Source organism: Pseudomonas sp. PGPPP1, from assembly GCF_002255865.1.
GTDB lineage: Bacteria > Pseudomonadota > Gammaproteobacteria > Pseudomonadales > Pseudomonadaceae > Aquipseudomonas > Aquipseudomonas cremoris.
On record NZ_NKIG01000016.1, the window covers coordinates 93566 to 107565 of the forward strand.

At 59.4% G+C, this 14000-nt stretch carries 13 protein-coding genes; 1 reads left to right on the forward strand and 12 read right to left on the reverse strand.

Going from position 1 to position 14000, the window contains the following annotated elements:
- Positions 1 to 3 precede the first annotated feature (3 nt).
- The 4 genes from CFE47_RS18360 to CFE47_RS18375 all read right to left on the reverse strand — a co-directional run bounded on the left by CFE47_RS18360 (position 4) and on the right by CFE47_RS18375 (position 4902).
- Positions 4 to 783 carry a hypothetical protein gene (locus tag CFE47_RS18360; protein ID WP_286839162.1) on the reverse strand — a complete coding sequence of 260 codons (780 nt, stop codon included), beginning with the start codon at positions 781 to 783 and terminating at the stop codon, positions 4 to 6.
- The gene (locus CFE47_RS18365; RefSeq protein WP_286839164.1) at positions 776 to 1612 is read right to left on the reverse strand and encodes a DUF4123 domain-containing protein; all 837 of its coding nucleotides are present in this window, start codon (positions 1610 to 1612) and stop codon (positions 776 to 778) included. The genes CFE47_RS18360 and CFE47_RS18365 overlap by 8 nt, the downstream gene beginning before the upstream one ends.
- Positions 1612 to 3615, reverse strand: a complete 2004-nt coding sequence (gene tssI / locus CFE47_RS18370) for a type VI secretion system tip protein TssI/VgrG (RefSeq protein ID WP_286839166.1) — start codon at positions 3613 to 3615, stop codon at positions 1612 to 1614. Before tssI ends, CFE47_RS18365 begins: the two co-directional genes overlap by 1 nt.
- Before the next feature lie 300 nt (positions 3616 to 3915).
- Positions 3916 to 4902: a diaminopimelate epimerase gene (locus tag CFE47_RS18375; protein ID WP_286839169.1), complete on the reverse strand. Its 987-nt coding sequence runs from the start codon at positions 4900 to 4902 to the stop codon at positions 3916 to 3918.
- 215 nt (positions 4903 to 5117) lie between these two features.
- On the opposite strand from CFE47_RS18375, the gene CFE47_RS18380 reads away from it, so the two are divergent.
- Positions 5118 to 6269 (forward strand): MFS transporter, encoded by a 1152-nt coding sequence (locus CFE47_RS18380; protein WP_286839171.1) that lies wholly within the window; start codon positions 5118 to 5120, stop codon positions 6267 to 6269.
- A 24-nt stretch (positions 6270 to 6293) separates the two neighbouring features.
- Here the strand turns inward: CFE47_RS18380 and CFE47_RS18385 are convergent, their stop codons facing one another.
- From CFE47_RS18385 to CFE47_RS18420, 8 genes are all read right to left on the reverse strand, one after another.
- Positions 6294 to 6842, reverse strand: a complete 549-nt coding sequence (locus tag CFE47_RS18385; RefSeq protein WP_286839174.1) for a type III secretion effector protein — start codon at positions 6840 to 6842, stop codon at positions 6294 to 6296.
- A gap of 1 nt (position 6843) precedes the next feature.
- Complete coding sequence (locus CFE47_RS18390; RefSeq protein WP_286839176.1) at positions 6844 to 7206, reverse strand: hypothetical protein; 363 nt, start codon at positions 7204 to 7206, stop codon at positions 6844 to 6846.
- Positions 7207 to 7386: 180 nt separating this feature from the next.
- Complete coding sequence (locus tag CFE47_RS18395) at positions 7387 to 7737, reverse strand: hypothetical protein (RefSeq protein WP_286839178.1); 351 nt, start codon at positions 7735 to 7737, stop codon at positions 7387 to 7389.
- 78 nt (positions 7738 to 7815) lie between these two features.
- The gene (locus tag CFE47_RS18400) at positions 7816 to 8979 is read right to left on the reverse strand and encodes a hypothetical protein (RefSeq protein WP_286839180.1); all 1164 of its coding nucleotides are present in this window, start codon (positions 8977 to 8979) and stop codon (positions 7816 to 7818) included.
- A gap of 209 nt (positions 8980 to 9188) precedes the next feature.
- Positions 9189 to 11594, reverse strand: a complete 2406-nt coding sequence (locus CFE47_RS18405) for a TonB-dependent siderophore receptor (protein ID WP_286839182.1) — start codon at positions 11592 to 11594, stop codon at positions 9189 to 9191.
- A 97-nt stretch (positions 11595 to 11691) separates the two neighbouring features.
- Positions 11692 to 12645, reverse strand: coding sequence for a FecR family protein (locus CFE47_RS18410; RefSeq protein ID WP_286839184.1), 954 nt, complete (start codon positions 12643 to 12645; stop codon positions 11692 to 11694).
- 29 nt (positions 12646 to 12674) lie between these two features.
- Positions 12675 to 13172: a sigma-70 family RNA polymerase sigma factor gene (locus CFE47_RS18415; RefSeq protein WP_286839186.1), complete on the reverse strand. Its 498-nt coding sequence runs from the start codon at positions 13170 to 13172 to the stop codon at positions 12675 to 12677.
- A gap of 91 nt (positions 13173 to 13263) precedes the next feature.
- The gene (locus tag CFE47_RS18420) at positions 13264 to 13908 is read right to left on the reverse strand and encodes a CGNR zinc finger domain-containing protein (RefSeq protein WP_286839189.1); all 645 of its coding nucleotides are present in this window, start codon (positions 13906 to 13908) and stop codon (positions 13264 to 13266) included.
- Between the last annotated feature and the right edge of the window lie 92 nt (positions 13909 to 14000).

A 14000-nucleotide genomic window follows, 5' to 3' on the forward strand; every position in this document is an offset into this window, starting at 1 on the left:
GATTCACTCCTTGTTGCTACATGTTGGATAGACGTCGCATATCCGTCCGTCCGGCATTTTTATGGGTTTGAAGTCCGTCGTATTGCCACCGCAATAACCAAACGTATCTTCAAAACTTTTACCCTTACAACGCTTCCACCCACCCGGCACAGCCACCCAGTTATCCTTGAAATAGGGCTGTTCCTCATCTGTCAGCGCCAGCACCATCCTGAGCTTTTTCCCCGACAACTGGTCTCGCTGCGCCACACCTCCCGCAAGCCTTTGCCGCCCCGTTGCGTCCAAAGAGCGGCACTGCAAAATCTTCCTGATCATGTGGAGCGGGCCGATCGTGCGGAACAACCAATGACACCGTCCAACTAACGTTTGAACACCTGACTCAGGCATACCGGTACCGTGATCCCAACGATCTCGAATACCGATAACTGCACGGTCTCCCCCCATATCCCAGAGGCGCACGCCCCATTTCGCACGGACGTCAAATTCCACACTGGTCAACACCGAAGGGCAGCCTTCAATTACTCGCGACAGCGGCAAGTCAAAGCTCACTCGTTCAGCCTCAGGTTTGTATTGAGTGATTAACACCTTGCGCTCCGGCGTCCTGCCCCGACGTTGAGGTAACGTGCAAATTTCCCCTGCTGCCGGGCTGTACTCGGCGACAGCGACAAAACGAAATTGCGCCGGTAAATCCACCTCCAACGTAAAACTGTCAACCGGCTTGCTCGCACACCCAGCAAGCCCCGCCATTCCCAGTGCAACCAACACATTCAACCTTCGCCTACTCATCCTGTTCCCTCATCAAACGCCACTGTTTCACCACTCGTTCAAAGTGGTCTCCCGATGCCTCTCCTGGCATCGGTTGCCACCGAATGACACTGCTGCGAGTAGCCTCCTCTAACCTTCGCACCACCAAAAACTCCAGTTGCGAAGGCTTCCGCCATTGCCAGGCATGGGCCTGCACCAGCACCTGGGTCAGCCAGACCCTCGGGTCCTGGAATTCCATCAATGCCGCCAGGTCTTCACTGTGCTCGGCCAGCAGGTAGCGCAGGACATTCGCGTGCAGGATGACGCTGGCGTGAGGGTTGGGGATGTTCAGCCAGGGAGCGGAGTCGGGCACTGGATAATCGCCGGGGCTCGGGTTGTCACGGCTGTGCCAACCGCCTTCATGCCAGTAGCACACGCTGATCAATGGCCCGAGGAATGCCGGCCAGTGCTCCGGTGCAAGATGGTTCAATGCGCGCGCCAGCGTGCGATTGTCGTGAAAGCGGTACAACGCCGGATTATCCTGCGTCCCTACCAACAATCGGTCGCGCCAGTGTCGAGTCACGCCCGCCAGGTCCTCGCTGGGCAAACTGCCCAGCCAGCCCCCCTTTGTCTCAGGTCGTTGAAAAAGGTCGAGCAACCCGGGCTCGCTCATTTGTTGCAGCAGCACGATCATCGGGCCCGTCGTCTTCAGTTCCGCCACAACGGTCCCGGCATAGAAGCTGCAATATTGCGATACGGTGCGCACCTCCAGCAGCGACTGGCACACGTCGTTGTCACCCTCAAGAACCAGGCACAACCGGTGTCCAGCCTGTTGCTGCTGAGCCATCCATGGGTAGGGAGGAAGGTTCATCAGGCGACCCTCCCATCACTGTCGCGACAGCCTTCGCATACCGGGCAAAAGTCTGCCCCCAGCAGCCTCGCCAAACCCATGATGGAGCCTTGCGCTGCACAGACGTTCTGCACAGCGGCAACCCGGGGATTCGCGAGCTGGGTAGATGACGGTAAACCGCCCAACGTAATAGGCCGGCTGCTGAAAATACCGCCCGCCTGGATGACCAGATGCTCCCCGCCAGCCATGAGGCTCAGTTGTGCGCCAGCATCGATCACCAAGCTGACACCGGACTTGAGGTGAAGCTGTTGCCCTGCCTCAACCAACATGGTTTGCCCCACGTGCGTGCGGCTATCGCCTTGTACATCCAGATAATCGCTCGCCCTGAGAACGACTTTACGGTCGCCAGCGATATGACGATGCTCCTCGTTCTCCAGGTGAGCCGTGCTCAGGCCCCGGATGACTTCACGTCGCTGCCCCGCTACCTCAAGACGGCTGTCATGACCGACCTGTTGCTCCAGGTCGCGTTGCGCACGCAGGTAGATAAGTTCCTCGCCACGGCGGTCCTCCAGGTGCAGCTCGTTGGCGCCGGCGCCGCCCGGGCTGCTGCGACTTCTCAATACGCTGCGGGTCTTGTATCGGGGTAACGGGTAGGCCGGTTGTTGCGATGCATTCGGCAGGCAACCGTTGATCAGAGGTTGGTCCGGGTCGCCTTCAAGGAAGGTGACCAATACTTCCATACCCACTCGCGGGGTCATCATGGCGCCAAAGCCGTCACCGGCCCAACCGGACGCGACCCGCACCCAGCAGCTGCTCTTGTCATCGTTCTTGTCCAGGCGGTCCCAGTGAAAGCGCACCTTCACTCGTCCGTATTTGTCACAGTGCACCTCCTCGCCGGCCGGCCCGGTGACCGTTGCGGTCTGGCTGCCGTTGATGGTCGGCTTGGGATGTTTAAGGGGCGGTCGATACGTCGCACGCCAGGGTGTGGCGGTAAACCGATTGCGATAGCCCTGGAATGTGTGAGCGTCGGTCGTAGCCTCCTCCAACACCTGTGGTTGATAGCCCTCGTGACGTATCGAGGTGATCAGCCAAAGGTCGTTGCAGGCAGGATCTGAATGGTCGCGCAACTCAAGGAAATGCCCACTGCGCAGGACCGCTAGATCACTCTTGCCCAACGCGCGAAAACGGTCGCTTTGATGGCGTTCCAGGCCCCGACGCGCCAGGCGCTGGCCTCGCGCACGGCCAGTAAAACCTGAGGGGTAGTGATAATCCTCAAGCGGTTCTGTCGACACGGGCCCGGCGCTGTCTTGCAGGCGCAGCGAAGGGTGTTCGAAGTCATGATCCCGGCGCACTGTCTTTTGGCCGCGAGTAGCCAAGCGCACATCAAAACGCTGGATAACCTGCGTCTCGGCTTGCGGCCCACCCGCAGCGCAATAACGCTGCGCGGGCAACCGGCTAAAAACCGTCTGGTCGTCACCAAACACCAGCAGGTGAGCATCCTGGGTATGGCGAAAGTGATAATGAATCCCCTCCTCTTCACACAGCCGCTGGATGAAATGCAGGTCGCTTTCGGCGTACTGCACGCAAAACGTTCGCGGTGGATAGACCACGGGACCCAATTCAAACACGTAGGCGTCAGCCAGGATGCCGTGGTGCTCAAGGACCTGCGCGATGATCTGCGGCACGTTGCGCTGCTGGAAGATCCGATGGTCCCGACGATAGGCGAGGCTGGCGAGCCGCGGCGCCAAGGTCAGGTGATAGCGGGTGAGCCGCCGCCCTGGATCATCCCGGCCAATGGCATGAACCGCGCCATGCAAGCCTTCGTTCACCTCACCGAAATCCAGATAGGCGGGTTGATGAAGCAATGCCTCCAGGTCAAGGGCAGGGTTTTCACTGACCCACTGCACCTGGATGAAATACGGTTGATCGAGGGCCTCACTGCCTTTAAAGGCAAGCACCTGAAAGTCGTTATTTACACCTGGAAGTACCAATTTGAAACGTGACGAAACAAACGCGCTATCCATCCGCTGTTACCCGCCATCCATTTTCCACACTGAAAGACTCTTATCGCTCAACTTGAATAAGTTGCCGAGAAAAAGTCGCCTGAACGCCACGAAGCTTAGCGATTTCAGACAGGAATCGGCCGCCACAAAATAAAAAAGAAGTTTCGTACAAAGAAACTACAAATATCTTTTTACTAAATCAAAGCTCACCGAACACCCACGGCTTAACAATAAGAAAGGCCCTACACCGACTTAGTACTTTAGAAACTTACTAATAGAGAATCAGCTGACACTAAGTTAAGCCGCCAGCCGTTTTAAAGTTCACACTTGCAGACGCGCAGTCCCGAACAGGCTGACGCTCAGCAACGTCTCGCCTTGAGCAAGCAACCTCACCGGCGCAGTGCCGCCTGGCATTGTCACGGCGACTTCGCCGGACTCGACCCAACCCGCGCGCCACGCCGCACAGGCCACCGCACTGGCGCTGGTCCCGGAAGACGCGGTGGGGCCCTCGCCGCGCTCGAACACGCGGGCGATCACACGGTTGCTGGATTGCCGGGCAGCCCATTGCAAATTGACCCCAGCCCTGCAGGGCTGGCCACGGCCCATTGGGGGTGCAAAGGCAAGCGCCTGTAGGGGTTCGAACAGTGGCGGTTGCTGCATTTGTTGATTGTCCGGCAATGCCGACGCTTGCTCGACCAGCGTCACACAATGAGGGTTACCCACCCGCACAAATTGGCTGCTGGCCCATTGCGGGTTGATCGCGGCCAGTTCGGTCACATGACTGAGCTCAACCCCGCCCAGGAGCGTTTGCTCCACGCCCTGTGCGCCCACCGCGCCCGGACCGAACTCGGGTGTGCCCAACGCCAACCAAAACCCCTCGGTGTGCTCGTACACCGCTGGCTCAACCTGGGTGGCCACGGGGGACGGCGCATCCGATTTGTCGTGATGCACCCGCAGCTCACACGCTTCGGTCATCAAGCCTGCGTCACTGAGTGCCTGGGCGAAGATGGTCAACCCGTTACCGCTACGTTCGGCCAGGGAGCCGTCGGTGTTGACGATCAGCAGGTCAAACGGTGGTTCGGCCTGGAATGGGCCGACCAGCAGGCCGTCACAACGGTGAGCCTTGCCATCCACCGGATGCGGACGGGAACCCCAGCCGCATTCGGACGCTACAGCGGACAATGTCCATGCCGCACGATCACGCGCTGCCTGCGTTGCGCTATGAGCAACCGCGATGCCCTGCTGACGCAGGACCTCGGGGCTGACTACCCCGTAAATATTGCCCCGCGCATCGTAGAACATCGTCATGGTGCTGCCTGCCAGAGAGTTTTCATCGGTTAGTCCGTTCGTTCACCTACACACTTGGCTGGCAGCGTATTACAGAACAGGCCGGGTGTGGGCAGCGACCCTGCAAGTCGTTATTCACCGAAAGCAGCCAGGGAACCCGGCTCGCACGGCGCGGCCTGATGTGCAACGATGTCGCGCCGGACATCGTTCTCTGAACGCAAAACCAAGGATTTTTCATGACTGCCATCCCCACCCCAGCGCCCGTGGTTCCCGGGCGGCTGGAACAAATGTCGACGCGTATCGCGTTTTTCATCGCAGGCTTCGGCATTGCCGCCTGGGCACCGTTGGTGCCGTATGCAAAGGCCCGCGCCGAACTCAATGAAGGCACTCTGGGGTTATTGCTCTTGTGCCTGGGGGTTGGCTCGATCATCGCCATGCCTGCGGCCGGTGCGCTGGCATCGCGTTTTGGTTGCCGGCGGGTGCTGAGCGCCGGGACGATCATGATCTGCCTGGCCTTGCCAATGCTGGCCACCGTCAGTTCGATTCCGTTGTTGATGGTCGGGTTATTCCTGTTTGGCGCCGGCCTGGGCACGGTGGATTCCACGGTCAACTTGCAGGCGGTGATTGTCGAGCGGGCCAGTGGCAAAACCATGATGTCGGGCTTTCACGGGCTGTTCAGCCTTGGCGGGATTGTCGGTGCGGCGGGGGTATCGGGGTTGCTGGGGCTGGGGCTGTCACCGCTACAGGCAACACTGGTGGTGATCGTGATCACGCTGGCGGCACTGTTCAAGGCGGCGCCTCACTTGTTGCCTTACGGCAGTGAGAGCTCAGGACCCGCCTTTGCGGTACCCCACGGCGTGGTGCTGTTTATCGGGTGCCTGTGTTTTATCGTGTTCCTGGCCGAAGGTGCCGTACTCGACTGGAGCGCGGTGTTCCTCAGTGCCGAGCGGGGTCTGGATGAGGCGTATGCAGGCCTGGGCTATGCAGCCTTTGCCCTGACGATGACGGCCGGTCGCTTGACCGGTGATGCCATCGTGCGGCGCCTGGGTGCAACCCGGGTGATCGTGATCGGCGGCGCGCTGGCCACCGTGGGGATGCTGCTCACCACCCTGCTGCCAGCCTGGGAAACCGCGTTGCTGGGGTATGCACTGGTGGGCGCGGGCTGCTCGAATATCGTGCCGGTGTTGTATACGGCCGTGGGCAAGCAAAAGGTCATGCCTGAACACATCGCGGTGCCAGCCATCACGACCCTCGGTTACGCCGGCATCCTCGCGGGCCCGGCAATGATCGGCTTTATCGCCCACGGCAGCAGCCTGAATACAGCCTTTGTATTGATCGCTCTGTTGCTGGCAGGCGTGGCCGTCAGCGGCAAGATTCTCAAGGTGTAAAAAACACCGCGCGAAGCCAGGGTGCTACCTGGCTTTGTACATCTCGTATTGTTCCAGCCAGCGCTCCAGGCTTTTATTGCTGAGGCACCCTTCATGCCTGGGTCGACCAAACAGACGGGGGTAATTGGCGCGCTCCAGCGAACGCAACAGTCCCGGCCGTTCAACGATGTTTTTGGCCATGTAGACACAGTGTTCGCTGTACTTTTTACTGGGCAACCCGGTAGCCGGCTCCAATTTCGGCAGCCCCTGGGCATCGGTATCGTCAGGGTCATTCATCACCGCTCTGAGGAGGATGATGTCCACATATTCCAACGCTTCAAAAAAGCCTGCCCGATCCTTGGTCGTGTCCCTCAACTGCTTGAAGTAGCCTTGCAGCGCCTGGACGACCTTGGCGTTGCATTGGCCGTGAAAAGGGTCTTGGCTGTAGGCGCAGGGGGAGCTGTTGCCCCGCAACGCTGCCGCCGCGGCCTTAAGGCTGTCGCGGGTTATGAAGCCCTCGAAATCAATGATTGCGTCGTTCAGCAGCGGGCGTTTGAGAATCTCCCGGACCACCAGGATAATGCGGTCCCGCACCTTAATCTCCAGCCAGCTCTTGCGCCGCGATTCTGCGCAGAGACGCTTGCGTCAAACGCCCCTCCTTGAAAAAAGAATGCAGTTCACCAAAGTTCTTATCCAATTCGCTCGCCAATTGGCTATCCGTCGAATGCCTGCCGGGTGGGACCGTATTCGTGCGGACGACCGGCGCACTCTGTAATGCCTGATAGCGCAGCGACGACAAGGCACTACGACACATTGGCTGCTGGCTCGGCTGCACATCCCACGAAATACGTTGATCATCACAAGGGCCATGGGCGATGGGCATTGCCGCAGTCGAACGCTCATCTACCGCACCTCTAACCTGGGGTATTGCAAGAGGCGTTACACCATTAATTGTCATTCTTCATCTCCAGCCATTTCCGTATACGCGCTTGTCTGGCAGCCACGAAAAGGTAGCCAACGTCATCCAATAGACCCCAGTGAAGCGCGCCATCGATATGTGGTGGGTCGAACGCAATAGTTCCGAATTGAGGGCGCAGAGCAATGACAGCATGTAAACGCTCACACCGCGCGGCCTGAGTCAGTCGAGCTTGAACGCATCAGGCACATGATGGCCTTCGGCCCTTTGCCCAGTACACAGGCTCCTTAACCCATGCATCACCGACGCCAGTGCGCCGCGAACGTGTACCACTGGGTCGGTGTCATCACGCGTGCCATGCCCTGGTGGAAGCATGCCACGGGCAAAATCATCCGCGACCGGGGCTTGGAACCTGTGCCGGCCGGCAAAATCTTTCATCCGCTGGATCTCGCTGGCGTGGCGGATGGGCGCTGTCTCTCTTTCCTGCGTGGGTTCTGGCGTTTCGCCATGGGTTCGAATGCTTACGGGTTGCCAATACTCCATCTGGCGAGTGTTCAGGGAAGACGTCGTCATATGACCCCCAAGGGAAGTCGCCACGGGTGTCTCGTGGCGATCTACCTGTCTAATGAATAACGTTGTGGCTGGGCTGTATCAACGAGCCATTTGGCGCAGCGCATCCTTGTGAATCCAACCGTCCTTGCCCCAATGATCTCCACCGTCCAACAATGCCGCCGTGTCGGAACGCTTGAGGATCTCCTGTGCAATCCAGGCCAGGCGACCATGAACAGGGTCGTCAGTAGGCCACTGGGCAACGCCGCGCAGCTTGTCGATGCTGATGTAGTCCCGGTTATCGGGGTCTCTCAGTGCCTTGAAATGATCGAGCATCTCGCCGGCCAATTGCTTGTCGTCCAGATACTTCATGGGACTCTGACTGCCAATCGTCATTTCGATTTTCTTGCGGTCAATCAAGCCATCCAACGCACCGGTAGAGCTGTGCCGATCGATTGCATTAACCAGTTCGGGGCGCTTCATCAACTCCCTGGCCAAGCGAATGTTCTGGTCCTGGGAGGCATCATCGGTCAACGGTTTATTGGCCATGTCCGAGATAGCTTGGGTGTTGATGAACCAGGGTTGCTTCGGGTCTTTGAAAGCATCGAAGTTGTTCAGCAGCATTTTCGCCAGATCATCGTTGCTCTTGTTCGAGTACCAGGGGTCTGGTTTTCCATGGCACGGATCTGGTTTGCACGGCGTTGGTCGCTCCGGCGGCTTGCCATAGCTGGGATCCGGCTTGCATGGTGTTGGTCGCTCCGGCGGCTTGCCATAGCACGGATCCGGCTTGCACGGTGTTGGTCGCTCTGGCGGCTTGCCATAGCATGGATCCGGCTTGGGCGGCTCAGGCGGGCAAGGCTTCGGGGGCCTTGGGGGCTTCGGCGGCTTGGTGTTGCACGGCGGAGGTGGGCAAGGGTCGGGCTTTGGTGGGCGCTGCCCACCACACCAACTTTTCAGATTCTGCTTGAATTTGTCGAAGAACCCCGGCGACTGGGCATCCGACGCTGCAGACTGGCGGCAGTTGCCCTGTGAAACGTTACCGCCTGCACGCTCCGTCGTGGTCGACACTTGTGCCGCAAACACTTTACCGGGTTTGTTGTCGCCCGAATTGAAACTGACGCGATCAGCCTTTTGCCCATCGGCTAACGAGGGGGAAACATCCTTGCTCTTGAGTTGAGGTTGAGGTTGAGGTTGAGGTTGAGGTTGAGGCGGTGGCGTACGCGGGGGTGGGTTGGAAACAGGTTTATCGAGGGCTGATACCGACATTTGAATCTCCAGTCCGGCTTTATCACAGGGTTCACCTGCCTATCCAACGCCTAAGCGAGCGTATGAATGCAGGCGCTCTCTGTGTGGTGGCCCCGTCCGATTCAGTTCCTGTCACACACGCCAAATAGCCGAGTACCGGTAGGAGGTTGGATCATCACGCAAAAAAAAATCGCAGCATTGCGCTGCGATTTTTCCGTACCCATTGCAGGTCAGAAGCCAACGCTCGCCTGTACGAAGAACGTACGCGGCTCGCCCAGGTACAGGCCGGCATTGTTGTCGCTGGAGCGGGTGTAGTGCTGCTGGTCAAAGACGTTTTTCACACCTACACCCAGTTTTAGGTTGGACAGTTGCGCGCCAAAATCGTAGCCGCTGCGCACATTCACCGAGACATAACCAGGGATGTCGCCATACCGGCCATCCGCTGTGCCCTGGGTGATGTAGGTCGTACCAGTGCCGGGTGCGCGTTGGCCGGACTGGGCGTACACGTCCAGGTTGTGGGTCCAGTGGTTAACGTCGTAGCGCAGGCCCAGGGTCGCTACTTCACGGGAGTACAACGGCAGGTCTCGGTCTTTGAAGGGCACGTCGCCTACCGAGGTGGCCTTGGTGTAGGTAAAGCCCGCGTTGGCGGTCAGGCCGTCAAGGCGCGGGTCCAGGTTCGACAGGTCGTAATGGGCCGACGCTTCGACCCCTTCGTGCTTGGTGGCGCCCAGGTTGGTCCAGCCTACGGCGTTGCTGACGTATTGCAGCTCATCCGAGAAGTCGATGTAGAAGAACGTCAGCTCGCCGCCCCACACATTATCGTTGTAGCGCGTACCCACTTCGTAGGTCTTGGCTTTTTCCGGGTTCAGGCCGTTGGCTGTCTGGTCACCCGAGCCGCCCTGGCCTACCTGAAAGTATTGCAGGCTGCCAAACGAGGTCTCGTAGTTGGCAAACAACTTCCACGCATCGGAGATGTGGTACATCACGCTCAAGGCCGGCAGCGGCTCGTTGCTGTTAACCTCGCGACGCTTTTCGGTGGTGCGGGCGCCGGTCAGGGGAACAACCGGGCGGTCGTGCCATTCGGTGCGGATGTCTTCGAAGCGGATACCCGGGGTGATCGTCCACTTGCCGATATCGATCTTGTTATCGACGTAGAACGCGTTGGCCTCAGTGCCGCCAGTACGGTCCTGATAGACATGGCCATCACTGCGCCCGCCAGGCGTCGGCACATTGTTCGTCAGCAACAGGCTGGTGGCCTGCTCGTGCATGCCCTCCTTGAGATAGCGATAGCCGACGCTGACTTCCTGGGTGCTTGGGCCCACATCAAACACGTGGGACACACGCGGCTCGATGCCAAAGGTGTAATAGGTGCGTGGGTACGAGCCCAGGGTGAGCTGGTCGATGTTGGCGATGTTGCTGCCGCGAAAGCTGTCGGAATAGTAGGTCAGCACTTCGGCCTGGGTACGGTCGTCGATCTGGCGGATGTACTTGAAGGACACGTCCTTGCGCCGGCCGGTGAAATTATCCCAGTCACGCACCGACTGGTACGGGTTGGCATCGAACTGCTTCTGGGTCAGGCCACCGGGCATGTCGGCGCTGGCGTCGTAGTAGTGGAAGTTCAGCGAGAAATCGTCTTGATCGGTCGGCGCCCAGTGGGTCTTCAAGATCACGTCGTCAATGTCGTTGGAGTTGTTGCTGTTGCGGTAGCCGTTGCCCTTGACCCCGGAATACAGCAACGCTACGCCGATGCCGTTGTCGGCGGTGCCGCCGATAAAGGCGTTTTCGATATGCTTCCAACCGCCATGCGCGGAGGTTTCCAGGGTGGTGCCGACTTCGCCGGAGAATTTCTCGGGGATCGCGCGGGTCACGAAGTTGATCACGCCACCCACGTTTTGTGGCCCGTAACGCACAGAGCCGGCGCCACGGACGACGTCGATGCTGTCCAGGTTGCCGGAGGAGATCGGCGCCATCGACAGCTGCGGCTGGCCGTAAGGCGCAAACGCGGCCGGCACGCCGTCAATCAATACGGTAGAACGTGGCGACAGGCGCGATGTGAGGCCGCGTACACCGACGTTGAGGGAAATGTCGCTGCCGCCGGTGCCGTTGGCTTCCTGCACTTGCACACCCGGGATACGCCGCAGCACGTCGCCGACGTTCATCGCGCCCTGCTCTACCATGGCTTCACGGCGTACCACCGTCCGCGCGCCGGGGTGGTTCTGCACCACTTCGGCGTTGGCGTCACCGAGCCAGTCGCCGACCACCTTGATGTCAGTAGCCCCCAGTTCCAACGGCGAGCCAGCGGCACCGGTGCCGCTGCTCAGTGGGCGCAAGGTCACGGAGCCGGCGTCGATCTGATAATCCAGGCCGCTGCCCTGCAGTAATTGGCGCAGGGCTTGTTCGGGTGAAAGATTGCCGTCGACTGCAGGCGCTTGCTTGCCGGCAACCAGGTCGGGGCTGAAAAACACTTGCAAGGAAGTCTGCTGACCCAGTTGGCTCAGCGCCGCCCCCAGGGGCTGGGCCTGGATGTGAATGCCGTCGGCAGCGTAGGCCGCAGGTAGCGCGGCGCTGACGGCGAGTGCCAGGGCCAGTGGCGCCCAGCGGGAGAATTTATTGTTGTGAGCGGCGAGTTTTTTCACGTCGAGCCTTGTCCTGTGATCGCAAGTGTGTGCGGCTGTTAATGCAAACCAGTTGCAGTTGCAGGAGAAGACGAAGAACTCGAAAAAAACCTGAATCTCAGCGCGAAATAATTTCCTGGCTGCCATCCGGCAGGTTGCGCAGGGCCACCGGCAAGATGTGCGGCAAGGCCTTTAGCAAGGCGTCCGTGTCGTTGGCCTTGAACACACTGGTCAGACGCAGGTCTCTGACCGCCGGTGTGCTCACCCGCAACGGATGCTCTCGATAACGCGAGACTTCCCGAGCGACTTCACCCAGCGAGGCGTTGTTGAATACCAGCTTGCCAGTGCGCCAAGCCGTCAATTCTTCGGCATTCACAGCGTAGGACGCCGCCACCTGGCCCTTGCTATCCACATGGGTGCCCAGGCCCGCCGTCAGCGTCACCACCTCGTCCGGCGAGCGGCCTCGCACCTTCACGGTACCGGCCTCGACCACCACACGGGTTTGGTCATCATCACGACGCACATCAAAACGCGTACCGGTGACTGTCACCTGCCCTGCCCCGGCGGCGACCACAAAGGGCCGACTGGTGTCGTGTTCGACACTGAACATGGCTTCGCCCTGCTTGAGCTCCACGCCGCGCCGGCCTTTTTCAAAGTGCACCGCAACCACGCTGCGGCTATTGAGGTCCATCACCGAGCCGTCAGGCAATGCTACTTGACGATGTTCGCCCAGGCGCGTGCTGAATTCAGCGTTGTAGGGTTTGGGATGATCGAGACCGCTGAACAGGCCCAACCCCAATGCGACGGTGACCAGGCTGGCGGCCACCGCATAACGCAACACGGTTCGGCGTTTGGGTCGTTCTACCGGTTCGGCGCACAGTGCCCGCAAGCGAGTCTTGGGCAGCAAGTCCGTGGCGCTCCACACGCCTTGCAGCACATCGAATTCGTATTGATGCTCGGCTTTTTCAACACGCCACGCGTCGAACTGCTCACGCTCGCAGGCGCTCAGCTCAGTGTCTTGCAAGCGTACAAACCATTGCGCGGCTTCGTCGCGAGCACGGCTATCCATCATGGAAGGTCCTGTTTCAAAGCGGGCATGAGTCATGGGGCCATCGCATCCAGGCGGTCGCGCAGATGCCGCAGGGTGCGGATCATATACTTTTCCACCATGTTCTTGGACAGCCCCAGGCGCTCTGCGATTTCCTGCTGGGTCAGGCCCTCGATCTTCTGCCAGATGAAAATCTTGCGGCAGTTGAGCGGCAGTTCCGCCAAGGCCTGTTCGATGGAGTCCGCCAATTGGATCGCGTGCATGAAATGCTCCGGGTCGCCGCTGGGGGGCGTCTGATCGAGGGCTCCCAGCTCCATGGCTTCGCGACGGTCTTCGCGTCGATAGGCGTCCACTGCAATATTGCGCGCGGTCTGGTGCAGATAGGCGCGTGGTTGCTCCACCTGGACCGACTTGGCCTCCAGCACCCGCACAAAGGTGTCATGGGCCAGGTCTTCGGCCTCCTGACGGTTTCTGAGGCGGCGTGTCCAGGTCCGGATCAACTCTTCGTAATGCTCGAAAAAGCCTGTTCTGCGGGGCGGCTGAGGGATCATCGCGAGAGCACTGGAGAGGCGGGGCGTGAATAGTAATGCTTCCTATTAAGTCGAGCAATTGCTACCCGTCGCAGACGGCCAGGCGATAACGCTAAACCGAGCCGGCCGCCTGCTTCAGACGGCTCAATTTCGCGCGGCTGCCGCATACGCTCATTTGGCACCATCGACGCTGCTTGTTCTTGGAGACGTCCAGGAATATCCAATCGCAGTCCGTGGAACTGCAACTCCTTAACGCGTGCAGATCACCAGAAACCAGCAATTGCGTGGCCTCGATGGCCAGGCGCCCCAATAGCATCGCCGTCAGTTCCTGGGCCGTCGCACAGGGTTTCCAGTCCCAGCCCGGCAGCCCGTCGACAGAACGCAGCACTCGCCAAGTCACGCCTTGTTGAAAGGCCAGGTTGATCTGCTGCAAATCCTCATCGGCAGCGGCCTGATGCAACGACAGCGCGTAAAACACGCGGTACAGGCATTCCCTGAACGCAATAATGGCGTCGAGGTTCGGCTGATAGGAAATAGGCGTCTCGAACACCATGGGTTTATAGGTTTCAAACTCCTGGGCAGAGATCACCGATGCATGTACTGCCCATTGAAAGAAGAACTGAAAACTGGTGAGCCGCTCTTCCATCAGGGTAAGTGTGGTGCCAGGACGTCGGCCGTTGTTGGTATTGATAAAGTCCAATGCCCGGGTCCCGCCAATCAAGCGAATCGACTTTGCAGTGCCCGTGAAATGTGTCATGCGTACTCCTGGAAAACGGGGGTTCCTCCGATGGCGCAGAGTACCTTGTTTCCAGGAGTTGCAAATACCGTGATCCCCAAGCAAAGACCAAC